The 22,209-nt window shown below is 63.3% G+C and carries 20 protein-coding genes; 6 read left to right on the top strand and 14 right to left on the bottom strand.

Going from position 1 to position 22,209, the window contains the following annotated elements; genetic code table 11:
• Positions 1 to 50: 50 nt before the first annotated feature.
• Positions 51 to 1,175 (bottom strand): succinyl-diaminopimelate desuccinylase, encoded by a 1,125-nt coding sequence (dapE, locus tag AB4Z38_RS00780; RefSeq protein WP_441427947.1) that lies wholly within the window; start codon positions 1,173 to 1,175, stop codon positions 51 to 53.
• A gap of 86 nt (positions 1,176 to 1,261) precedes the next feature.
• Between dapE and dapD the strand changes: the two genes are divergently transcribed.
• Positions 1,262 to 2,287, top strand: coding sequence for a 2,3,4,5-tetrahydropyridine-2,6-dicarboxylate N-succinyltransferase (dapD, locus tag AB4Z38_RS00775; RefSeq protein WP_284980691.1), 1,026 nt, complete (start codon positions 1,262 to 1,264; stop codon positions 2,285 to 2,287).
• Between the two features lie 11 nt (positions 2,288 to 2,298).
• Positions 2,299 to 3,141, top strand: coding sequence for a hypothetical protein (locus AB4Z38_RS00770; RefSeq protein ID WP_441427946.1), 843 nt, complete (start codon positions 2,299 to 2,301; stop codon positions 3,139 to 3,141).
• Positions 3,142 to 3,167: 26 nt separating this feature from the next.
• Here the strand turns inward: AB4Z38_RS00770 and AB4Z38_RS00765 are convergent, their stop codons facing one another.
• Entirely contained in the window at positions 3,168 to 3,779 is a 612-nt protein-coding gene (locus tag AB4Z38_RS00765) for a hypothetical protein (protein WP_441427945.1), read from the bottom strand.
• A 63-nt stretch (positions 3,780 to 3,842) separates the two neighbouring features.
• Positions 3,843 to 4,469, bottom strand: a complete 627-nt coding sequence (locus AB4Z38_RS00760) for a TetR/AcrR family transcriptional regulator (protein WP_441427944.1) — start codon at positions 4,467 to 4,469, stop codon at positions 3,843 to 3,845.
• A gap of 115 nt (positions 4,470 to 4,584) precedes the next feature.
• Here AB4Z38_RS00760 and galE point away from each other — a divergent pair, with 115 nt between their 5' ends.
• Positions 4,585 to 5,598: a UDP-glucose 4-epimerase GalE gene (gene galE, locus AB4Z38_RS00755; protein WP_284980695.1), complete on the top strand. Its 1,014-nt coding sequence runs from the start codon at positions 4,585 to 4,587 to the stop codon at positions 5,596 to 5,598.
• 126 nt (positions 5,599 to 5,724) lie between these two features.
• Here galE and AB4Z38_RS00750 read toward each other — a convergent pair whose 3' ends face one another.
• The 3 genes from AB4Z38_RS00750 to fdxA all read right to left on the bottom strand — a co-directional run bounded on the left by AB4Z38_RS00750 (position 5,725) and on the right by fdxA (position 8,729).
• Entirely contained in the window at positions 5,725 to 7,008 is a 1,284-nt protein-coding gene (locus AB4Z38_RS00750) for a citrate synthase (RefSeq protein WP_441427943.1), read from the bottom strand.
• A gap of 230 nt (positions 7,009 to 7,238) precedes the next feature.
• Positions 7,239 to 8,387, bottom strand: a complete 1,149-nt coding sequence (gene dapC, locus AB4Z38_RS00745) for a succinyldiaminopimelate transaminase (protein ID WP_441427942.1) — start codon at positions 8,385 to 8,387, stop codon at positions 7,239 to 7,241.
• A gap of 15 nt (positions 8,388 to 8,402) precedes the next feature.
• Positions 8,403 to 8,729, bottom strand: a complete 327-nt coding sequence (fdxA, locus tag AB4Z38_RS00740; protein WP_018776555.1) for a ferredoxin — start codon at positions 8,727 to 8,729, stop codon at positions 8,403 to 8,405.
• A 136-nt stretch (positions 8,730 to 8,865) separates the two neighbouring features.
• Between fdxA and AB4Z38_RS00735 the strand changes: the two genes are divergently transcribed.
• Positions 8,866 to 9,108, top strand: coding sequence for a putative acetyltransferase (locus AB4Z38_RS00735; RefSeq protein WP_441427941.1), 243 nt, complete (start codon positions 8,866 to 8,868; stop codon positions 9,106 to 9,108).
• A 158-nt stretch (positions 9,109 to 9,266) separates the two neighbouring features.
• Here the strand turns inward: AB4Z38_RS00735 and AB4Z38_RS00730 are convergent, their stop codons facing one another.
• A complete protein-coding gene (locus AB4Z38_RS00730) occupies positions 9,267 to 10,565 on the bottom strand; it encodes an MFS transporter (protein WP_441427940.1) in 1,299 nt (432 codons plus the stop codon).
• 45 nt (positions 10,566 to 10,610) lie between these two features.
• Between AB4Z38_RS00730 and AB4Z38_RS00725 the strand changes: the two genes are divergently transcribed.
• Complete coding sequence (locus tag AB4Z38_RS00725) at positions 10,611 to 11,135, top strand: ArsR family transcriptional regulator (RefSeq protein WP_441427939.1); 525 nt, start codon at positions 10,611 to 10,613, stop codon at positions 11,133 to 11,135.
• A gap of 1 nt (position 11,136) precedes the next feature.
• On the opposite strand, the gene AB4Z38_RS00720 is transcribed toward AB4Z38_RS00725, so the two are convergent.
• From AB4Z38_RS00720 to AB4Z38_RS00690, 7 genes are all read right to left on the bottom strand, one after another.
• The gene (locus AB4Z38_RS00720) at positions 11,137 to 11,517 is read right to left on the bottom strand and encodes a hypothetical protein (RefSeq protein ID WP_441427938.1); all 381 of its coding nucleotides are present in this window, start codon (positions 11,515 to 11,517) and stop codon (positions 11,137 to 11,139) included.
• A gap of 43 nt (positions 11,518 to 11,560) precedes the next feature.
• The gene (typA, locus tag AB4Z38_RS00715; RefSeq protein WP_284980702.1) at positions 11,561 to 13,489 is read right to left on the bottom strand and encodes a translational GTPase TypA; all 1,929 of its coding nucleotides are present in this window, start codon (positions 13,487 to 13,489) and stop codon (positions 11,561 to 11,563) included.
• 293 nt (positions 13,490 to 13,782) lie between these two features.
• Positions 13,783 to 15,495 carry a dipeptide ABC transporter ATP-binding protein gene (locus tag AB4Z38_RS00710; RefSeq protein ID WP_441427937.1) on the bottom strand — a complete coding sequence of 571 codons (1,713 nt, stop codon included), beginning with the start codon at positions 15,493 to 15,495 and terminating at the stop codon, positions 13,783 to 13,785.
• A gap of 11 nt (positions 15,496 to 15,506) precedes the next feature.
• Positions 15,507 to 16,457 (bottom strand): ABC transporter permease, encoded by a 951-nt coding sequence (locus tag AB4Z38_RS00705; RefSeq protein ID WP_441427936.1) that lies wholly within the window; start codon positions 16,455 to 16,457, stop codon positions 15,507 to 15,509.
• A gap of 7 nt (positions 16,458 to 16,464) precedes the next feature.
• On the bottom strand, positions 16,465 to 17,394 hold the full coding sequence (locus AB4Z38_RS00700; RefSeq protein ID WP_441427935.1) for an ABC transporter permease: 930 nt from the start codon (positions 17,392 to 17,394) through the stop codon (positions 16,465 to 16,467).
• A gap of 133 nt (positions 17,395 to 17,527) precedes the next feature.
• The gene (locus AB4Z38_RS00695; RefSeq protein WP_441427934.1) at positions 17,528 to 19,210 is read right to left on the bottom strand and encodes a peptide ABC transporter substrate-binding protein; all 1,683 of its coding nucleotides are present in this window, start codon (positions 19,208 to 19,210) and stop codon (positions 17,528 to 17,530) included.
• Between the two features lie 432 nt (positions 19,211 to 19,642).
• On the bottom strand, positions 19,643 to 21,490 hold the full coding sequence (locus AB4Z38_RS00690; RefSeq protein ID WP_441427933.1) for an ABC transporter ATP-binding protein: 1,848 nt from the start codon (positions 21,488 to 21,490) through the stop codon (positions 19,643 to 19,645).
• A gap of 79 nt (positions 21,491 to 21,569) precedes the next feature.
• On the opposite strand from AB4Z38_RS00690, the gene AB4Z38_RS00685 reads away from it, so the two are divergent.
• A complete protein-coding gene (locus AB4Z38_RS00685; protein ID WP_441427932.1) occupies positions 21,570 to 22,196 on the top strand; it encodes a PH domain-containing protein in 627 nt (208 codons plus the stop codon).
• Positions 22,197 to 22,209: the final 13 nt, after the last annotated feature.

Genomic DNA, 22,209 nt, shown 5'->3' with positions numbered 1-22,209 from the left:
CAATCGCCCGGTGATGAGCGCTTCAAAGGTTGCTAACAAAGACGTCAATCTCAGTCAGCCAGCCACGACCGCAGTGCACGGAGGCACTCACGGATGGCGTCGGCGTCGACGTGTTCGTTGTCTTTGTGCGCCAGAAGCGGATCGCCCGGCCCGAAGTTGACCGCCGGAACGCCCAGTTCGCTGAATCGCGCGACGTCGGTCCAACCGTATTTGGGTTTGGGCTCGGCACCGACGGCGGCAACGAAGGACGCCGCGGCCGGGTGGTTGAGGCCGGGCCGCGCTCCAGCGGCAGCATCGGTGCGGACGACGTCGAAGCCCTCCAGCAGCTCGCGGACATGGGCTTCGGCCTGGTCCGGGGTCTTGTCCGGCGCGAAGCGGTAGTTGATCTCCACGACGCAGCGGTCCGGGATCACGTTGCCCGCGGTGCCGCCGTTGATCTTCACGGCATTGAGGCTTTCCCGGTAGTCCAGCCCGTCCACGTTGACTGTGCGCGGTTCGTAGGCTGCCAACCGGCTCAGGATGGGCGCGGCAGCGTGGATGGCGTTGCTGCCCATCCATGCCCGGGCGGAGTGCGCCGCTTCGCCGGTCGTGGTGGCCTCAAAGCGGCTAGTGCCGTTGCAACCGCCTTCCACCGTGCCGTCGGTGGGTTCGAGCAGGATCGCGAAGTCCCCCTCCAGGAGATGGCCGTGGTTCCGGACCAACCGGCCGAGGCCGCTCTTGACCGCTTCAACTTCCTCATGGTCGTAGAAGACGAAGGTGACGTCTTTGCCTGGCTCGGCGCCGCCGTCGAACATGGTTGCGGCGAGCGCAAGCTGCACCGCGACCCCGCCCTTCATGTCAGTGGCTCCGCGTCCGTACAAGTTTCCCGTCCCGGGGACACCGGACTCCCACGTGGCGGGCACAGTGCCGAGTGAACCTTCCACAGTGGGCAACGGCACAGTATCGAGGTGGCCGGCCAGGATCACCCGCTCCGGGCGTCCCAACTCGGTCCGGGCAATGATGGCGTCGCCGTCCCGCACAAGCTGCAGGCCCGGGATCGTTTGGAGGGCGGATTCAACGGCGTCTGCAAGCGCGGCTTCGTTGCCGGACACGCTGTTGATGTCCATCAGCGCGGCGGTCAGCAGCGCAACGTCTTGCCTGATGTCAAGAAGGATTGGAGTAGTTTCAACGGTCACCTCTCCACTGTATCCCGAGCCAATTGCGACCCCTTCGGTCCACACACGGTTTCAAGGGAAGCAGTGGCTCTCGATAGACTTGCGCCATGACTGAAACCGCTGCCTCTGCCGCTCTCGATAGCGCTTCTGACAACGATCGCTCCGCCTATGGCTTTGGCCTGGCAACCATCGCCGCCTCCGACGCCGGAGAAGCGACAGTGCTGGACGTATGGTTTCCGGCGCCGGCGCTGGGCGAAGCGGCCGCATCCCTGCGGGCCGTGGAGCACGCCGACGAGTCGCTGACCGCACTCGCGGCTGAAAGCCACGACGCCGATCGCCGGACTGAGCAGAAAGTGGTCTTTGCCCAGATCAACCTCGACGAGGCCCCGGCGGACACCGTTGACGCCTACCTGCGCCTCCACTTGCTTTCGCACCGCTTGGTCAAGCCCAACAGCATCAACCTGGATGGCATCTTCGGCAAGCTCCCCAACGTTGTGTGGACAAACTTCGGTCCGGCCGCAGTGGACGGCTTCGAAGTGACCCGTGCCCGCCTGCGCAAGCGCGGCGCCGTCACGGTCTACGGAGTGGACAAGTTCCCCCGCATGGTGGACTACGTCATTCCGACCGGCGTCAGGATCGCCGACGCCGACCGGGTCCGCCTGGGCGCCTACCTCTCAGAAGGCACCACGGTCATGCACGAGGGCTTCGTGAACTTCAACGCCGGCACGCTCGGCACGTCCATGGTGGAAGGCCGCATCTCGGCAGGCGTTGTTGCCGGTGATGGCACCGACGTCGGTGGCGGCGCCTCCATCATGGGAACCCTCTCCGGTGGCGGCAAGGAAAAGATCTCCCTGGGTGAGCGAGTACTCCTGGGCGCCAACTCCGGCGTGGGCATCAGCATCGGCGACGACTCCGTAGTTGAAGCAGGCCTGTACGTCACGGCTGGAACCCGCGTACGCATCCCCGGCCCGAAGGACGCCAACGGCGAGGACACGAGCAGCATCATCAAGGCTGTTGAACTCTCTGGCGTGCCTAACCTGCTGTTCCGCCGCAACTCCACCACTGGTGAAGTCGAGGTCCTTCCCCGCAAGGGCCAGACGGTGGAACTCAACGAAGCCCTGCACGCCAACTAGCTGATATCTGGATGCGCCGTCTCCGACGCACCATCATCTTATTGCTGGCCCTTGCCTTGGTGGCTAGTGCCATCTACGCCGTGGTGACTGTACTGCAGCGCTCCGAAACCTTGGTTACGGAGCGCTGCGTCGCCGTCGTCGGCTCGGACTCCTACGAGCTGGCAACGGACCAAGCCGCGAATGCCGCGCTCATCACCGCCATTGCGGTGCAGCGGGGGCTGCCTCCGCGCGCGGCCACGATCGCTGTGGCCACCGCCATGCAGGAATCCAAGCTTCGCAACATCGGCCACGGTGACGAGGTTGGCCCCGACTCGAGGGGACTATTCCAGCAGCGACCTTCCCAAGGGTGGGGCACCGAGGCCGAGGTCATGGACCCTGTCTACGCGACAAATGCCTTCTATGACCACTTGGTGAAAGTGCCCGGTTACGAAACCATGGCGATCACTGATGCGGCTCAAGCGGTCCAGCATTCTGCGTACCCGCAGGCATATGCGCAGCAGGAAGCGATGGGCCGGGCGTATGCGTCGGCGCTGACGGGACATTCCGAAAAGGCCCTCGACTGCACGCTCCGCGCCGCGGATACTGCCGGTGACCCGAGCGCCGTTGTGGCGGCCATGACGACGGCGTTCGGCGCCCTGCCGGCCGTGGCACAGGGCCGCACTGTCCAGTTGAACATTACCGGTGCGCAGGCGTGGGCTGCGGCCCAATGGGCAGTGGCTAACGCCAAAGACCTCTCCGTGACGCAGGTTGACGTGGCCGGCGCCACCTGGAACCGGCAGGACCACAAGGACTGGCAGGATTCAACGGCAGCTTCGGGAACCGTTACCATCACGGTTTCGGCTCCGAAGACATAATGCCTGGCTGGGCCTCACGGCGGGCTTTAGACCAGTAGTTCAACCACCGGCTGGACGTAGCTGCGGAAGACGTCTGGCTCGGACAGGAGCTGGTGGCTCATGATCATCTTGTCCGGTTCCAAGTACCAGGCCCTTGGCTCGCTGAGCGGTAGCTCGATGATCGTCAGCTCGAAGTCTCTGGAGCTCCGTCCGACTTCGAGCAGGCGGTCCTCCACCATGTCGCCGAGAAGCAACATGGCGCCGCTGGCTACGCGTTCCGCTTCGAGCTTTTCGTAATCTTCAACGCGTTCACGCGCCCAACTCAGGGCGGCCCCGAAATGGGCCTGCAGCACCCGCCGGAGGGCAGGCGAGTTCCCGAACGCATTGAAGCCAGGCGGCGAGAGCTCGGGCGCGGCTTCCGGATATGCCCGCAGCAACTGCTCCCACCAGGCTTCCCACTCCGTCTTGAGGGCATTCACGCCACCCACCTCGGCGGTGAGGTGCGTGTGGTCGGCGTGTCTGACTTTGGGTGTGGCGTGGGACAAGGCTGGCGTTCCGGCTCCGTCCAATCCAGCAACGTCTCTCAGATACAAGGCAATGAGCATCGGTCCGGAGGTGTCCATTGTGATCCGCCACCCCTGACCGCCTGTGTCATGCATCCGATTGCCTCCCTTGGCAGGTGCCCGCTCAGAGTTCCAGTCTATTCCCGATGGGCCGTGACGTTAACGGTTGGACGGGAGGTCAACAAGAGTGTCCAGATGCGCGGTCAGAACGTCGCGGCAGACCTCGGCTGTCATCCACTCAGGCTGCAGCAGGGCATGCATGCACAGTCCGTCGAGGGTCGCCAGGAGTCGCTCGGCCTCGGTCACCAGACGCTCCTGGACGGATCCGCCGTCGGGCATCAGCCGCATCACCAAGCGGCCGACGACGGCGGCCACGGCTCGGTGGCTGCGCGCGGCAACTTGTTCGAGTACGGGCCGGATCCGGGCCGCATGCCGGAATGCCATCCACACGCAGGCGTCGACGGCCAGTTCCTCGTCGAGCGGAAGGAATTGACCCAGCAGGGTTAACACGGCGGCGTCGTGTTCCGCCGAGCCCGTCTCCAAGGATTCGACGACGGCGAACGCTTCCTCAAGCCGCCCGGCAATCCTGTCGATGACCACGGCAAAGGAATGGACCAGCAGTTCATCGCTGCTGGCAAAGTAGTGCCGGACGGAGCCGACGGCAAGTCCGGCTTCGTCGGCCACCTCCCGCAAGGAGGCTCGCTCAAGGCCATCCGAGGCGATGATCCTGAAGACGGCTTCGACTACTTCCTGGCGCCGGGCTTCGGCATCAACAATCTTGGGCACAAATCTTTTTAGCACGAACGTGCTTGAACCGTGCCGTCCGGCGCACGCGAACCACGGGACTGTGGCCTACGCAACACTAAGCGGAGCCATGCCAAGTTCGGCTAGCGTTGCTTGCATGAGAATTCTTGTCACGGGTGGTACCGGCTACATCGGATCGCACACCGTCCTGTCCCTGTTGGAAACCGGACACGAAGTAGTCGTGGTGGACAATCTCGTGAACTCAAGCGAAGAATCCCTGCGCCGCGTCGGCGAACTGGCGGGAAAGACTGCGGCGTTCCATAAGGTGGATCTGGTGGACGAGGCCGCGCTTGAGGCTGTGTTCGACCAGCACAGCATCGACGCCGTCATCCACTTCGCCGGGCTCAAGGCGGTTGGCGAATCCGTGCAGGAACCCCTGAACTACTACTACAACAACATCGTGGGCACACTGAACCTGCTCCGAGCCATGGACAAGCACGGAGTCCGCTCCATCGTGTTCAGTTCCTCCGCCACGGTATACGGCGAGCACAACCCCATCCCTTACATCGAGAAGATGGAGATCGGGGCGAACAACCCCTACGGCCGCACCAAGGAACAGATTGAGGACATCCTCACGGACCTCGGCGCCGCGGACGAGCGCTGGCACATCGCCTTGTTGCGCTACTTCAACCCTGTGGGCGCACACCCCTCCGGCAGGATCGGCGAGGACCCGCAGGGCATCCCGAACAACCTGGTACCGTACATCGCCCAGGTTGCCGTCGGCCGGCGCGAAAAGCTCATGGTCTTCGGTGGAGACTACGACACCCCGGACGGCACCTGCCTGCGGGACTACATCCACGTCGTCGACCTCGCCGATGGCCACGTCGCCGCCCTGGACTATGTTGCCGAGCGCCCGGGCGTACACCGCTGGAACCTTGGCTCCGGAAAGGGCACGTCCGTGCTGGAGATGCTCCATGCCTTCGAACAGGCCGTGGGCCACCCGCTGCCATACGAAATCACGGGACGCCGCGCCGGAGACCTGCCCGCGTTCTGGGCCGACGCCTCCTCCGCCCTGGCTGATCTGAGCTGGTCCACCACGAAGACCGTGGACCAAATGTGCGAAGACCACTGGCGCTGGCAGAAGAACAACCCGCTCGGCTACAGCTCTTAAAGCAACGCGGGGTCACTTACGGCCCATAATGCCCCTTGGGACGGACCGTAAGTGACCCCGCGTTCACAGGGCCCACACCGGCGAGGGACCCGGGCCGAGCTTGCGAGGCCTGGGAGCCGGTGGGGACTAGATCGCCGGGTAGTCGCGCTCCGGCTCCCCTGTGTAAAGCTGCCGCGGACGGCCGATCTTCGTCTGGGGATCGTTGATCATTTCGCGCCATTGGGCGATCCAGCCGGGGAGCCGGCCGATCGCGAACAGCACGGTGAACATCTTCTCCGGGAAGCCCATGGCCTTGTAGATCAGGCCGGTGTAGAAGTCGACGTTCGGGTAGAGCTTGCGCTGGATGAAGTAGTCATCGGCCAAGGCCTTCTCTTCGAGGCGCATCGCGATGTCCAGGAGCTCGTCGTTGCCGCCGAGCTTGCCCAGGATCTCGTGTGCCGTCGCCTTGATGATCTTCGCGCGGGGGTCGTAGTTCTTGTAGACCCGGTGTCCGAAGCCCATGAGGCGGACGCCGTCCTCCTTGTTCTTGACCTTTTCCATGTACTCCTCGGGCTTGATGCCGTCGGCCTGGATCTGGCGCAGCATCTTCAGCACCGCTTCGTTGGCCCCACCGTGGGCGGGACCGAAGAGGGCGTTGATGCCTGCGGAAACGGAAGCGAACAGGTTCGCGTTCGAGGAGCCCACAAGGCGGACGGTCGACGTCGAGCAGTTCTGCTCGTGGTCCGCGTGCAGGATGAGCAGCAGGTCCAGCGCCTTGACGACGACGGGGTCCAGCTCGTACTGCTCTGCTGGCAGGCCGAAGCTCAGGCGCAGGAAGTTCTCCACGAGGTTCATGGAGTTGTCCGGGTACAGCATGGGCTGGCCGATGGACTTCTTGTGGGCGTAGGCCGCAATGACCGGGAGCTTCGCCATGAGGCGGATAGTGGAAACTTCCACGTGCTCCGGGTTGAACGGGTCCAAGGAGTCCTGGTAGAACGTGGACAGCGCGGAGACAGCCGAGGAAAGCACCGGCATCGGGTGCGCATCACGCGGGAAACCACCGAAGAAGCCCTTGAGCTCTTCGTGGAGTAGCGTGTGGTGGCGGATGCGCTGGTCAAAGGCATCCAGCTCAGTGGGCGAGGGCAGGTTGCCGTAGATCAGCAGGTAGGAAACTTCCAGGAAGCTGGAGTGCTGGGCAAGCTGCTCGATCGGGTAGCCGCGGTAGCGCAGGATACCGGCGTCGCCATCGATGTAGGTGATTGCCGACGTGGTGGCGGCGGTGTTCATGAAGCCGGGGTCATAGGCGACGGCGCCCGTCTGCTTCAGCAGCTTGGAAACGTCGTATCCTTCGTTCCCTTCTACAACCTTGATCCGCGGGAGCTCGAGCTCCCCGCCGGCATGGCGCAGGGTAGCGCTGGTGGTCTCAGTCATGGAGTCCCCTTCATGAGGCTCTTGGCCTCGGTCGAAAGCTTGATCCAACCAACATCTGGTGACTCCAGCCAGGAGTCTGCAGGCGCAGACACCATCGGCCGAACTGCCTTCGTGGAGAAAGCCACCATTGATAGTCAGTTAAAAGCTACCGCCAGTAAGCGGGACAAACTAATTCACAAGCTACGGTTACTGGCGGAATGACGCACCCTGTGCGGCAAGTCACATGATTGTTACCGAGTGGTGTTCAAGCGTTCCACGGCCGCATCGATGCGTTCGTCCGTGCCCGTGAGCGCCACCCGGATGAAACCATTGCCGGCGTCTCCATAAAACACTCCGGGCCCGACGACGATCCCCAGGTCAGCGAACCGCTCAACTGTGTCCCACGTCGCCTCCCCTGCGGTGGACCACAGGTACAGGCCCGCTTTGGACTGTTGGATCTCCAGGCCGAAGTTCCGCAGTGCCGGCAGGAGGCGTTCACGGCGGCCGCGGTAGAGATCCTTTTGGGCGAGCACATGGTCGGCATCGCCGAGCGCGATACGCATGGCTTCCTGGACCGGGTAGGGCACGATCATGCCTGCGTGCTTGCGGCTGTTGACCAGATTCGCCACGATCGACGGGTCGCCGGCAACGAAAGCGGCACGGTAGCCGGCCAGGTTCGACTGCTTGCTGAGGGAGTAGACGCACAACAGGCCGTCCGTGGACCCTCCCGTGACACGCGGGTCAAGGACGCTCGGCACTGCCTCGCCGCCACGCTGGGCATCCCATTCGCCCCAACCGAGTTCGGCATAGCATTCATCCGACGCCAGGACCGCGCCGATCTCGCGCGCCTGGGCGACGATCTGCCTGAGGGACTCGACGTCACGGACGCTGCCCGTGGGGTTGCCCGGGGAATTGATCCAGATGAGCCGGACCCTCGCGCGGGTGGCTGAGTCCAGTTCGTCCAGGTTGTCCGCGGCGACGGCAGTGGCGCCGGCGAGCATGGCGCCGATGTCGTAGGTCGGGTATGCCACGGTGGGGCGGACCACGACGTCGCCTGCGCTGAGTCCCAGCAGGAACGGCAGCCAGGCCACCAATTCCTTGGAACCGACGGTCGGCAGGACGTCCCTCGGGTCGATTCCCGGGACCCCGCGGCGGCTGGCGAACCAGTTGGATACGGCCTCGCGAAGACCTTCCGTGCCGTGGACCGTCGGGTAACCATGGGCGTCAGCTGCCCCGGCGAGCGCCTCGCGGATCAGCTGCGGTGTAGGATCCACGGGGGTTCCGATGGAGAGATTGACTGCCCCGCCCGGGTGTTCTGAAGCCTTGGCCACGTACGGCGCCATCGCTTCCCAAGGGTAGTCGGGCAGGTTGAGGCCGAAAGCAGGGGCCGCAGAAATCAAAGGAAGCAACCGTTCTTAGTGGTCTTGGTTCTGCGGAGGCAACGCGGCGATGAAGGGGTGGTCCTTGCCGGTGTTGCCGATCTTGGCAGCTCCGCCAGGGGAACCAAGGTCATCGAAGAACTCGACGTTGGCCTTGTAGTAGTCGGCCCATTCCTCCGGGGTGTCGTCCTCGTAGTAGATCGCTTCCACCGGGCACACGGGTTCGCAAGCCCCGCAGTCCACGCACTCATCCGGGTGGATATAGAGGGAACGCTCGCCTTCGTAGATGCAGTCAACGGGGCATTCTTCAATACACGCCTTGTCCTTGACGTCCACACACGGCTGCGCGATTACGTAGGTCACGTCCCTTGCCTCTCCACAGTTGTCCCGGACAATTTCCGGGTTGTACCACCGACCCTATGGCCGGTACATCGAATTCTGAGCCTATTATCCCCCAGCCGGAACTCAGCAACCTAGCCGGGCGTCTTACTATGAACTGGTGAATCTGCCCCGGCCCCAGGATTTCCTGCTCAATACCGTATCCGGAACACGGGTAGTTGTCCGATACCGGCTGGACGACGGCTTCACCGATGCCCTCGGCTACCTGCTCTCCGTCACTGACGGTGCGTGCACCATCCGTACCCGCCAGTCCGACGTCGAGATCCCGCTGGCCCTTGTAGTGGCGGCAAAGGAGGTCCCCCCTCCGCCGCCACGCCGGGGGACGCGCACAGCCCGCGGGTAATCCCCCGCAGACAAAACCCTCGTACTTTCGGCTGTGAGGGACTGCCACGCGGAGAATCCGCCCGCTCGCCAACGCGGATTTCAGCTGGAAATGCGAGACCCCGGCCGCGGCGAGATGCTTAGCCCGCGCCACGCCATCGTACGCTGAAATGACGTCGGTCAGGCGCCGTGCACCTCGTCCGGCAGCCTGCGCATCCCCCAAAGCGGAGAGAACAGCACAGGGGCAACAAAAACAATGCTTCCGCCCAAGCCGATCCAGAGTGTCGGGACGAGGCCAAGGTTCTCGGCCAGGAGGCCTGAGGCAAGGGCTGCGATCGGCATGACTCCCCACACCACAAAGCGGATGGACGCATTCATGCGCCCGAGAAGCCAGGGAGGACACACGCGCTGCCTCATGCTCAACTGCATGATGTTGTACACGAGGACTCCGAAAGCGAACCCGAACTCGGAGACGATGAGCATCACCAGGGACATCCATCGTTCCGGGGCAAGCACGCACAACGGAACCAGGAGAAGGAAGACCGAGCTGATCATCGACGCCACAGGAATGACGGTCCCCTCGCCGATCCAGGCCGCGAACCTGGGCGCGGCAACCGCTCCAATCAGTCCGCCGACCGCCCCGACCGCCATGATGAGGCCCATGCCTTCCGGACCGAGTTCCAGTTCGCGAAGGACCAGTACCGGCATCAAGGTGAAAGCGATCGTCGTGAAAAAGTTGACCCCGCCCGTGCATGCCACAATCCTGCTGATCAACGGATGCCTGACCACGAAGACCAGGCCTTCCCTGATTTCGCTGGCTAGTGGCTGCCGGTCCTTCGCGGGCACGGGCAGTTCCGCATCGCGCGTTCTGAGCAGGAAAATGGCCGACAGCAAATACCCGACCGCCTCCCCGACGAACAACACCGGGGCGGACACAACAGTCAGCAAGCCACCGCCCGCAGCAGGACCCCCGATTCGTGCGATCTGGGAGGTGGCTTCGAGCTTGGAGTTGGCCTGTGGCACTTTCGCGGCATCCACGAGAACAGGCACATAACTCTGGTAGGAAACGTCGAAGAAGACCGTTGCGGCCCCGACGACGGCGGCCACGGCATACAGGTGCCAGATCTGCAGGATGTCGGCCCACCAGAGGATTGGCACGGTCGCCATCGCCGCGGTCCGGACCAGGTCCGCCCCAATCATGGTGCGACGCTTGAGCCAGCGGTCCACCCAGGCACCCGCCGGCAACCCGATCAGCAGGAAGGCCGCAAGACCGGCGGCATTGAGTGCGCCGACCTCGAACTCACTGGCGCCGAGCAAAGTCACTGCGAGGACGGGAAACGCCAGTTGCCCCAGTTGTGCCCCGAGCTGGCTGACGGCCTGGCCCGACCAGAAGGTCGTGAAGTTCCGGTCCCGCCAAAGCGACGCAGCATGCTGGGCTGTGTCAGCTTGCTGAGCATTGTCAGTGGTCCCGGCATTCACCCGCCCAGTTTCCTGCAGTGATTGGCATATGTCAATCACTCTGGGGTGGCTACACTGGCCACCATGACGGAACACGAGCGGGAGGACAGTGACCTGGTGGCCAAGGGCCGCGCCTTGAGCTCGCCCCTGCGCCTGAGGATTCTCCGGCTCTGCCTGCACCACGCGCGCACCAACAAAGAGATTGCCGGGCTGTTGGACATCAATCCGGCGTCGAGCCTGCACCATGTCCGGACCTTGGTGCGCACCGGTTTTCTCGTGCCGCAGGAAGGTCGGAAGGGAAAGAGGGGCGCCAAGGAGGTGCCGTACATCGCAACCCGCACCTCGTGGAGCACTCCCGTGAACGACATTTCCCCGGTCCTGATCGAAACGTTCGTCCAGGAAACCCGCGGGCTCGCGACCGAGGACATTGACGTCTGGCGGCTTGGCGTGAAGTTCAATGCTGCACGGCAGCAGGAAATGATGGGCAAGCTGCGGGCGGTCGTCGAGGAATACATGCGCCTTCCGGCAGACGACGACGGCGAGGCCACCTCGCTCTTGATCGCCCACCACCGGGACCCGAGCGCCGACTAAGCTAACCGCGCGATGGACGCGTATAGCGCCGGCACCACAAGAGCATCACAAACGTGATGCCCGCACTCCCGTAGACCCACACGTTTCCGGGCACATCCGCGACGATCAGCTGCTTGCCCGTTCCGCCCATGGACAGCAGGCCTATGGTCGCGTAACAAACAATGCCAACTACCGCCGTCGGGAGCAAAGACCGCGACCACGCACCCAACAGGAGTTGGAGCGATGCGAGCAGGAGCAATGCCGCTGCGGTGCCCCAATAGACGTCGACGCCGGCAAGGAGGAGCGTCTGCCGGTGCAGTGCGGTGCCTGCAAGGGCAGCAAAAAGAGCCACCGGAACAGCCGCGGCAATGCCGCGTGCTGTTCCGGTGGCTCCCTTATTCAATGCGTCAGTCCGTTCAGCGCGTCAGTACGCAGTCAGCGCAGGATCAGACTTTGGCGCGGGCGCGGGTAGCCTTGGCGCGCTCGTTGGCGTCCAGGATCAGCTTGCGGATACGGATGGACTCCGGGGTCACCTCAACGCACTCGTCTTCGCGGGCGAATTCGAGGGACTCTTCGAGGGTGAGGTCGCGGGGCGGCGTCAGGTTCTCGAAGGTGTCGGAGGAAGCGGCACGCATGTTGGTGAGCTTCTTTTCCTTCGTGATGTTGACGTCCATGTCGTCGGCGCGGGAGTTCTCGCCGACAATCATGCCTTCGTAGACCTCGGACGTGGGCTTCACGAAGAAGGAGCCACGTTCCTGCAGGTTGATCATGGCGAAGGGGGTGACGACGCCGGCGCGGTCGGCAACCATCGAACCGTTGGTGCGGTATTCGATGGGGCCGGCCCACGGCTCGTAGCCTTCGGAGATCGACGAAGCGATGCCGGCGCCACGGGTGTCCGTGAGGAACTTGGTGCGGAAGCCGATGAGGCCACGTGCCGGAACGATGAATTCCATGCGGCACCAGCCCGTGCCGTGGTTGGCCATGTTCGTCATGCGGCCCTTGCGGGCGGCCATGAGCTGCGTGACCGCGCCGAGGTACTCTTCGGGCACGTCGATGGTCATGTGTTCCATCGGCTCGTGGATCTTGCCGTCGATGGTCCGCGTGACAACCTGCGGCTTGCCGACAGTCAGTTCGAAGCCTTCCCGTCGCATCTGCTCCACGAGGATGGCCAGCGCAAGCTCGCCACGGCCCTGGACTTCCCAGGCGTCCGGACGCTCGGTGGGCAGAACCTTGATGGAGACGTTACCGATCAGTTCCTTGTCCAGGCGATCCTTCACCTGGCGGGCGGTAACCTTGGCGCCCTTGACCTTGCCGGCCAGCGGGGAGGTGTTGATACCGATGGTCATGGAGATCGCGGGGTCATCCACCGTGATGAGCGGCAGCGGCTGCGGGTTCTCGGCGTCTGTCAGGGTCTCACCAATGGTGATTTCCTCGATACCGGCAACAGCCACGATCTCGCCTGGGCCGGCCGAGTCGGTCGGAACGCGGTCGAGGGCCTTGGTGGCGAGGAGCTCGGTGATCTTGACGTTCTTCAGTTCGCCGTTGGCGCGCGCCCAAGCGACGGTCTGGCCCTTGCGGAGGGTGCCGTTGTAGATGCGCAGGAGTGCGAGGCGTCCGAGGAACGGGGAAGCGTCCAGGTTGGTGACATGAGCCTGCAGGACGCCGTTCGGGTTGTAGGTCGGCGCCGGGATGTGCTCGATGATCGTCTTGAAGAGAGGTTCGAGATCCTCGTTGTCCGGTGCCGAGCCGTCAGCCGGCTGGTCCAGGGAGGCACGGCCGACCTTGGCTGCGGCGTAGACCACGGGTACTTCCAGGATCTTGTCCAGGTCCAGGTCCGGAACTTCGTCCGCGAGGTCGGAAGCCAGGCCAAGGAGCAGGTCCATGGACTCGTGGACAACCTCTTCGATGCGGGCGTCTGGGCGGTCGGTCTTGTTGACCAGCAGGATGACGGGCAGGTGCGCGGCAAGGGCCTTGCGGAGCACGAAGCGGGTCTGCGGCAGCGGACCTTCGGAAGCGTCGACGAGGAGAACCACGCCGTCAACCATGGACAGGCCGCGCTCCACCTCGCCGCCGAAGTCGGCGTGGCCGGGGGTGTCGATCACGTTGATGGTGATCGTCTCGCCATTGGACGACGGGCCGTTGTAGGCAACCGTGGTGTTCTTGGCGAGGATGGTGATGCCCTTTTCGCGCTCCAGGTCACCGGAGTCCATGACGCGGTCTTCCAGGTGGTTGTGCTCGGCGAAGGAGTTGGTCTGCTTGAGCATGGCATCGACCAGGGTGGTCTTGCCGTGGTCAACGTGGGCCACAATCGCGACGTTGCGCAGATCACTGCGCGATGCAGTGGCCGCGGCGGTGTTGGTGGTGGTTTCAGACATGCGTAATGGCTCGATTCAGTGGTGAAGTCAGCTGTTGTATCGCGACATTTCCAACCGGAACGCACGACGGATTAGACCCTTTGACACAGGGCACCTTCATAGAGTCTAAACGCTGTGGTATTTATTGGCCTAAAAATCACCCCCAAGGCTGCCGAATTGTGCCCTTCATCACAATCGGCGGCGAGTTCCGGGACAAGACGGAACAGCAAAAGAGCCGGGACCACTTCCCCACGGAAGTGGTCCCGGCTCTTCTGCTCGCCTAAGTGTTACTCAGCCGACGGGCGGCAGGCCCGTCAGGCCACCACGGGCGGCAGCATCAGGCTGGCACCCGGGATCGCGTGAAGCAGGGCCTTGGTGTAGTCCTGCTGCGGCGAATCGAAGACGTCGTCAGTGCTGCCCGTTTCCACGAGCTTGCCCTTCTGCATCACGCAGACATGGTCTGCGATCTGCCGCACGACGGCGAGGTCATGCGTGATGAAGAGGTACGTCAGTCCGAGATTGGACTGCAGCTCGGCCAGAAGGTTCAGTACCTGGGCCTGCACCAAAACGTCCAGCGCGGAGACCGCCTCGTCACAGATGATCACTTCCGGGTCGAGGGCCAGGGCCCGCGCGATCGCGACGCGCTGCCTTTGCCCGCCGGAGAGTTCGTTCGGGTACCGCTGCATGGTGGACTGCGGCAGCGCCACCTGGTCCAGGAGCTCCCGGACCTTCTTCTCGCGGCTGACCTTGTCACCGATCTTGTGGGTCCGGAGCGGTTCCTCGATGGTCCTGAAGATGTTGTACATCGGGTCGAGTGAACCGTACGGGTCCTGGAAAATCGGCTGGACGCGGCGCCGGAACTTGAAGATCTCACGGCTGTTCAGGGTGGAGGTGTCCACGCCGTCGAATACGATCCGCCCCGACGTCGGCGCGAGCAGGTTGAGGACCATCTGGGCCACCGTGGACTTGCCGGAACCCGACTCCCCCACGATCGCCGTCGTCGTCCCGCGTTTGACGTTGAACGAGACGTCGTCAACCGCTTTAAAGTCCGTTGCCTTGCCCACTCCGGAGCGCAGCTTGAAGACCTTGCTGAGGCTTTCGACCTTCAGTACGTCGTCTGACAACGCCTTTTCGACGACAGCTCCGGTGGGCGCCAGGAGTTCTTCCGTCTGGATTCCTTCGGCCTTGGCGGCCTGGATCCTCCGGGAAGCGAGGGACGGCGCCGAAGCCACCAACCGCTGGGTATAGGGGTGCTGCGGGTTACGGAGCAATTCGAGCGAAGGGCCGGCCTCCACCACGTTGCCGCGGTACATGACCACCACTTTGTCCGCACGCTCGGCAGCCAGGCCGAGATCGTGGGTGATGAGCAAGACCGCCGTACCGAGCTCCGCGGTCATGGTTTCGAGGTGGTCCAGGATCTGGCGCTGTACCGTGACGTCCAGGGCGGACGTCGGCTCATCCGCGATCAGGAGCCGCGGCTGGCACGACAGGCCGATAGCGATCAGGGCCCGCTGGCGCATGCCGCCTGAGAATTCGTGCGGGTACTGCTTCGCGCGCCGTGCGGAGTCCGGCAAGCCGGCTTCCCCCAGGACGCGGGCGACGTCGGCAGGACCGCTGGGCTTGCCGTTGGCGCGCAGTGTCTCGCGGACCTGGTAGCCGATCTTCCAGACCGGGTTGAGATTGGACATCGGATCCTGCGGAACCATGCCGATCGTGTTGCCTCGCAGTTCGATCATGCGCCGTTCCGGCGCATGCGAAATGTCCTCGCCGTCGAGCAGGATCTGCCCGCCTGAAACCCGGCCGTTCTCCGGCAGGAGACCAATGGCGGCAAGCGCCGTCGTCGACTTTCCCGAACCGGACTCCCCCACGATGGCGACGGTCTCGCCGGGCATGATGGTCAGGTGCGCGTTCTTGACGGCCTGGAATTCGCCGCTCGCCGTCTGGAAGGAGATGGCGAGGTCCCGGATTTCCAGGAGTGGACGATCTTCGGTTCCGGCTTCGTCGATGGTGATGTTGGACGTTGTCATGATTGGCTCCTTCATCGCTTGCGGCTCTTGGGATCAAGGGCGTCACGCAGCGCGTCGCCAAGCATGATGAAGCTCAGGACCGTGATGGACAGTGCGGTTGCGGGGAACATCAGCACCTCGGGGTTGGTGCGCAACGTATCCTTCGCCGCGGAAATGTCGTTACCCCAGGACATGATGCTGCCGGGCAGCCCAATGCCAAGGAAGGAAAGCGTTGCCTCCGTCACGATGAAGACACCAAGCTCCATGGTGGCCAGGACGATGATCGGCGCGAGCGCGTTCGGAACGACGTGCCGGACCAGCGTGCCGATCTTGGAGACACCGAGCGAGCGTGCGGCAGTGACGAAATCCGCGTTGCGGACCTCGATCACGGCACCGCGGGTGATACGGGCCATTTGCGGCCAGCCGAGCATCACGATGACCATGACCACCGTGAAGACGCTCTTGTTCTCGCGGAAGAAGGGGAGCTGGGTAACTACCAGCGCACCGAGGACCAAAGGCAACGCAAAGAAGATGTCGCCGATGCGGGCAATGATGGTGTCAACCCAGCCGCCGAAGAAGCCTGCCAGCGCGCCGAGCGTAACTCCGATGATCAGGACGAAGATGACGGAGACGACGCCGACGGTCAAGGATGCCTGCGTGCCGTGGATGACGCGGGAGTAGATGTCGCAGCCCTGGAAGGTGAATCCCAGGGGGTGGCCGGCCGAGGGGCCCGCGAGGGAGTCGCCCAACTGGCAGTTGTCGTTCGGGGGTGTCTGCGTGAACAGACCCGGGAAGAACGCGACGACGAGGAGCAGCAGGATCATGAGCGCCGAGATGATGAAGAGCGGCCGACGGCGGAGCTTCCGCCAGGCGTCCGCCCACAGGCTCAGGGGTGCTGCGTCGACCTTGAGGGTATCGGTCGCCAGCAGCGGTGTCTCGTCGATAGGGGCAACGTAGTGCTCGATCTGACGGTTACTTTTCATAACGGATCTACTTTTCATAGCGAATCCTGGGGTCAAGCCAGGCGTAAAGGAGGTCCACCAGCAGGTTGGCGGCAACGAAGACCAGTACCAGCACGCTCACAATGGCGACGACGGTGGGGCCTTCGCTGCGGATCACGGCTTGGTAGAGCTTCTGGCCGACGCCGGGCACGTTGAAAATGCCTTCGGTGACGATCGCGCCGCCCATCAAGCCACCCAGGTTCGCGCCCAGATAGGTGACCACGGGAATCATGGAGTTTCGCAGGATGTGGGCCAGCACCACGCGGGGGCGGGAGAGGCCTTTCGCGGTTGCGGTGCGGACGTAATCGGCGTTCATGTTTTCAATGACCGAGGCCCTGGTGAGGCGCAACACGTAGGCAAACGACACGAGGCCAAGGACTGTGGCCGGAAGGATCAGGGAGCCCCAATCCGCGTTGGATCCAACGGTCGGCTTGGCCCAGCCGAGCTGCACGCCAACGACGAGCTGAAGCACGAAGCCGAGGACGAACGTCGGGACGGCGATGACCACGAGGGAGGCGACCAGCACGGTGGAGTCGAAGATCTTCCCCTTGCGCAGGCCGGCAATCAGGCCGAAGGCCACACCGAAGACAGCCTGGATGGCAAGGGCCTCGACGGCGAGCATGGCGGTGACCGGGAAAACGCGGCCAAGGGTGGCTGCGATTGGTTGGCCGGTGAAGTCCACCCCGAGGTTGAACGTGAAGAGGTTCTTGAGGAACAGGCCGTACTGGACCCAGAACGGCTGGTCGAGGTTGTATTGCTGACGCAGCGCGGCAATGACGGACTCGCTGGGCGGTCGGTCGCCGAACAGGGCGCGGATGGGGTCGCCCGGGAGGGCAAAGACCATGAAGTACACGAGCAGGGTGGTTCCCAGGAATACGGGAATGACCTGCAGCAAACGCCGGAGGATGTACTGGGTCACAGCAACGGTTCCTGGGCGCTCTTGAAAATGTGGGGATTCATTAGGGACAGCTTTCGTGCCGAATCAAGGCATGGGGGCCCGGTTTGTAGCCGGACCCCCATACGCTAACGAGCTTGGAACAAGTCCAGTAGGACTACTTTGCAGTGATGTTGTAGTACAGCAGGACGCCGTTCCAGCCGGAGTCAACGTTGCTAACGTTCTGGCTCCATACAGCCTGGCGTGCCTGGTACCACAGGGGCAGGTTCGGGAGGTCCTTGAAGAGGATTTCCTGTGCCTGGGTGAACTTCTTGTTGGCGTCGTCCGTGGACTTGGATGCCAGGCCCTCGGTCAGCAGCTTGTCGAACTCAGGGTTGCTGTAACCCTCGTAGTTGGCGCTGGCACCGGTCTTCAGCAGCGGGCCGAGGAAGTTGAACAGCGACGGGTAGTCCGCCTGCCAACCAGCGCGGGTGAAGCCCGGGAGGGTCTTGGCCGTGCGGAGGTTCAGGATCTCGGCGAACTTGGCGAACGGCTGGCCTTCTGCCTTGACGCCGAGATTGTTCTTCAGGTTGTTTGCAACGGCGTCAATCCATTCCTTGTTGCCACCATCGGTGTTGTACGCGAGCTGAAGAACCTTGTCGGCGGGCCACGGGCTCATGGCGTCTGCCTTTGCCCACAGGTCCTTGGCCTTCGCGGCGTCGAACTTCAGAACGTCGGAGCCGGTCACATTGGCGTTGTAGCCGTCAATGGACGGAGACGTGAAGTCTTTTGCCGGAATACGGGTGCCGTTGAAGACGACCTTGGTGATCTCATCGCGGTTGATCGCCATGGAGATGGCCTGGCGACGCAGCTGGCCGGCTGGTCCCTGGAACTCAGGCAGGTAGTTCGGGATGTTCAGGGTTGCGTTGCCTGCATATGCCTTGTTCAGGCTGTGGTCCGGGAAGTCCGTGGTGTAGGTCTTCAGGGCGTTCGTCGGCAGGACGTCGGTAACGTCAAGGTTGTTGGCCTGGACGTCCGTGTAGGCCGGAGCCGGGTCGGTGTAGAACTTGAAGGTCACGCCGCCGTTCTTGGCGATACGGGTGCCCTGGTAGTCCGGGTTCTTGACGAGGGCGATCTGGCTGTCGTGCTGCCAGGCACCCTTGGCGGCCATCTTGTAGGGGCCGTTGCCGATGGGGTTTTCGCCGAAAGCCTTCGGGTCCTTGAGGGCGTCGGCCGGAAGCGGCATGAAGGCGGAGTAGCCGAGGCGCTGCGGCCAGTCGGCTTCCGGCTGGGCCAGCTTGACGGTGATCGTCGAATCGTCCTTCAGCACCAGGCCGGACATCGTCTGGGCGGTCGGTGCGGGAGTCGACGTTGACTTGCCGTCCGCGCCCTTGGTCTTCGTGACGGCGCTGACTGCGTCGTAGCCTTCGATGGATTCGAAGAAGCTGCTGCTGGCCTGGGCGTTGGTGCTCAGGGCGGCGAAGTTCCAAGTATCAACGAAGCTCTTGGCGGTGACTGCCTCGCCGTTGGTGAACTTGGCGCCCTTCTTGACCTTGATGGTGTAGTTCTGGCCGTCGCTCGTGTCAATGGATTCCGCTAGTGCATTCACGGACTTGCCATTGGCGTCGTAGCTGGTCAGGCCTTCGAACAGGAGGTCGACAACGCGGCCGCCGTACACCTCGTTGGTGTTGGAAGGGATCAGGGGGTGCTGGGGTTCATTGCTGTATGCGGTGATGATTTTGTTCGGATCGCCGGCAGCGGTCTGGCCGCTGCTTCCGGAGCCAGAGCTGCCGCATCCGGTGAGGGCAAGTGCGGCGACTGCCAGCAAGCCAAGAGCTTTGGAAGTGCGCGAAAAACGCATTCCGCCTCCTATGGATTCAGGGGGATGGGTCGGGGCAACTCATAGCTGCCCCCGGGGCCAGGCACAGAATTATCCTGTGACGCGGCCTACATGGATGTGTAATCCTAACCACACCTTGTCCGAAATATGGAATCCCATTGGCATGAACAACGAAGTGTGCTCTTGACAGTTTTAGTAATGAAGCAGTCATTTCAAGTAAATGAAGCAGTCATTTCACGAAATAGGCGGCCCCTTGCTACACTCGACACGCCTGACCCTTGATTTTCCCCGGAATGTAGGGCTTTTTCGGGCACCCCAAAGGAGTGCAACGGACACACTCAGCGCCTCAAACAACCACGAAAAAGAGCCCCCGCCGGCCAATTGAACTGGCCACGGGGACTCTTTTGCGGTTGCGACGGCGAGTACGTGCCGTTGGGAATGCCTCCCGGGTTGCTACTCGATCCCGGCGGCCATGAGCTGGGCGCGCAGTTCCCGACGCTCGCGCTGCTTCTCAGGGTCCGGAAGCGGCACCGCGGCCAGCAGCCTCTGGGTGTAGGGCTCCTGCGGATTGCGAAGGATTTGCTCCCGGGTGCCTTGCTCCACGATCCGGCCGCGCTGCATCACGCAGATCCGGTCTGCGAGCACATCAACCACGGCGAGGTCGTGCGTGACGAACAGGCACGCGAATCCCAGCTCCCTCTGCAGGTTCTGGAAGAGTTCCAGGACCTTTGCCTGTACCGAAACGTCGAGCGCCGAAGTCGGCTCATCAGCGACCATGAGCTTGGGCTGCAGGGACAGCGCCCGGGCAATGCCGACGCGCTGCTTCTGACCGCCTGACAATTCATGCGGATACCGGTTGCGGTAGCCGCGCGGCAGTTCCACCTGGTCCAGGAGGGTCTCAATCCGTTTCTGCAGATCGACGCCCTTCGCGACCCCGGCGAGGTACATCGGTTCGCCGATGCTTTCGCCGATGGGCAGCCGCGGGTTCAGCGACGACGACGGATCCTGGAACACCATGCCGATGTCCCGCCTCACTTCGTGCAGTTGCTTTCCATTCCGCTTTGCAGCGGAAATGTCCTGCCCCACCACACGCATGCTGCCTGCAGCTACGGGCAAGAGCCCGACGGCGGCGCGTCCAATGGTCGTTTTGCCGGATCCGGACTCCCCAACAAGGCCTACTACCTGACCGGGGTAGATCACGAGGTTGGCGCCCTCGACAGCGCGGAAGGCGGGAACCCGGCCCTGTTTGGGGTACTCGATAGCCACGTCGATCAGCTCAAGCACGGCCTCACCCTTGGGCTTGGCAGCTTCGTCGGCAGCTGCCTTCAAAGCAGCCTGGTTCTCGAGTTCCCGTCGCACCAGTTCATCGTGATCGACCGATTCCAGCTCTGCATGGGTCGCGGCAGCCAATGCAGCGGTGACGTCGACGTCGGCGCTGTCCGCCCCCTGCCCCAGGTGGGGAACAGCGGCTAGCAGAGCTTGCGTGTATTCGTGCTGGGGGTTGGAGAAGATCTGCTGCGCAGTACCGCTCTCCACGATGACGCCTTTGCGCATCACCGCAATACGATCGGCGAGGTCGGCCACCACGCCCATGTCGTGGGTGATCAGGACGATGGCGCTGTCCAGCTTGTTGCGCAGGTTGCGCATCAGGTCCAGGATTTCAGCCTGGACAGTCACGTCCAAGGCAGTAGTGGGTTCGTCTGCGATCAGGAGTTTGGGATCACAAGACAATGACTGCGCGATCATGGCTCGCTGCCGCTGGCCGCCGGAGAGCTGGTGAGGATAGGACTTGAAGGCCTTCTCCGGGTCTGGGAGCTCCACCAGATCGAGCATGCGCACGGCCCGCTGCCTGGCTTCATCAGGGGAGATCGAGTTGTGCAACCGGATCGTCTCAACTATCTGCGCACCGACGGTGTACACGGGGTTGAGAGCGGTCATGGGCTCCTGGAAGATGACCGCGACGTCCTTGCCCCGGACTTCCCGGATATTGCCTGACTTGTCACCCAGTAACTCTTTGCCCGAGAGCTTGACACTCCCCCGAACCCGGCTGTTGCTGGGCAGCAGGCCGAGCAGGGCCATGGAACTTGCACTCTTGCCGGAACCGGACTCGCCGACGATCGCGAGGACCTCGCCGGCCCTGACCTCGTAGTTCAGCCCGATGGCGGCAGGCACCCATTTCTTGTCGACACCGAAGTCGACGCTGAGATCGCGTACTTCCAGGACCATGGCCCCGCGCGCGCTCTTGTCCGACTCGGTCTCGAGGTGGGTAGCCTCCGGTTCGGGGCTGGCGTTGTCAGTCATGTTGGGTCTTCCCTTCCATCCGGGCCACCCTCCAAGGGGTGATTAGTGAAGTAGCCCGGAATCCTGAATTATTAGGGGCATGAGCAGAGAGCCGTATGCCGGCAATGTCGAAATCTTCAAGGCCCGGACCAGCAAGATATTTGCTTGGATCTGCTGGGTAGTTGCCGTTTTCGGAGTTGTCGTCACGCTCGTGGCAGCCGGGCCGCGCGCTCTTCCGGGCACCACTCCCCTGCTCTTCATAGCGTTCCTTGGCTGGTTGCTTTTCTGGCGCCCGGTAGTGGTGGTCAGGGATTCCGGCGTTGCGCTGGAGAATCCTTACCGGACCATCGATGTTCCGTGGGACGCCCTGGTGCAGGTTGATACCCGCTACGCCCTCACCCTCGTGACGCCTCGCAAGAAGTACCCGGCGTGGGCCGCTCCCGCGCCGGGAATCTGGGGCGGGCGCAATGCCCGCCCCGAGCACCTCAAAGGACTTCCGGGCACCACCTACGGCCCCGGCAGCTCGGTTCGCCCCGGAGACCTCAAGAACACCGATTCCGGTGCCGCAGCAGTCCTCGTCCGAACCCGCTGGCAGAACCTCGTAGAAGCCGGACGCGTAGAACCCGGCCGGGCTGAGGACGCTTTGGTGACGGTTGCCGTCGGATGGTTCCGGATAGCGGCCACGGTGGCCTTGGCCGCGGCCAGCTACTGGGCGGTCTTCCTTTAGGAGGTTTCCCCGC

The sequence above is a fragment of the Arthrobacter sp. 2RAF6 genome (genome assembly GCF_052115205.1).
In the GTDB taxonomy this organism is placed as follows: domain Bacteria; phylum Actinomycetota; class Actinomycetes; order Actinomycetales; family Micrococcaceae; genus Arthrobacter.
This window is presented reverse-complemented; position numbering and strand designations above follow the sequence as displayed.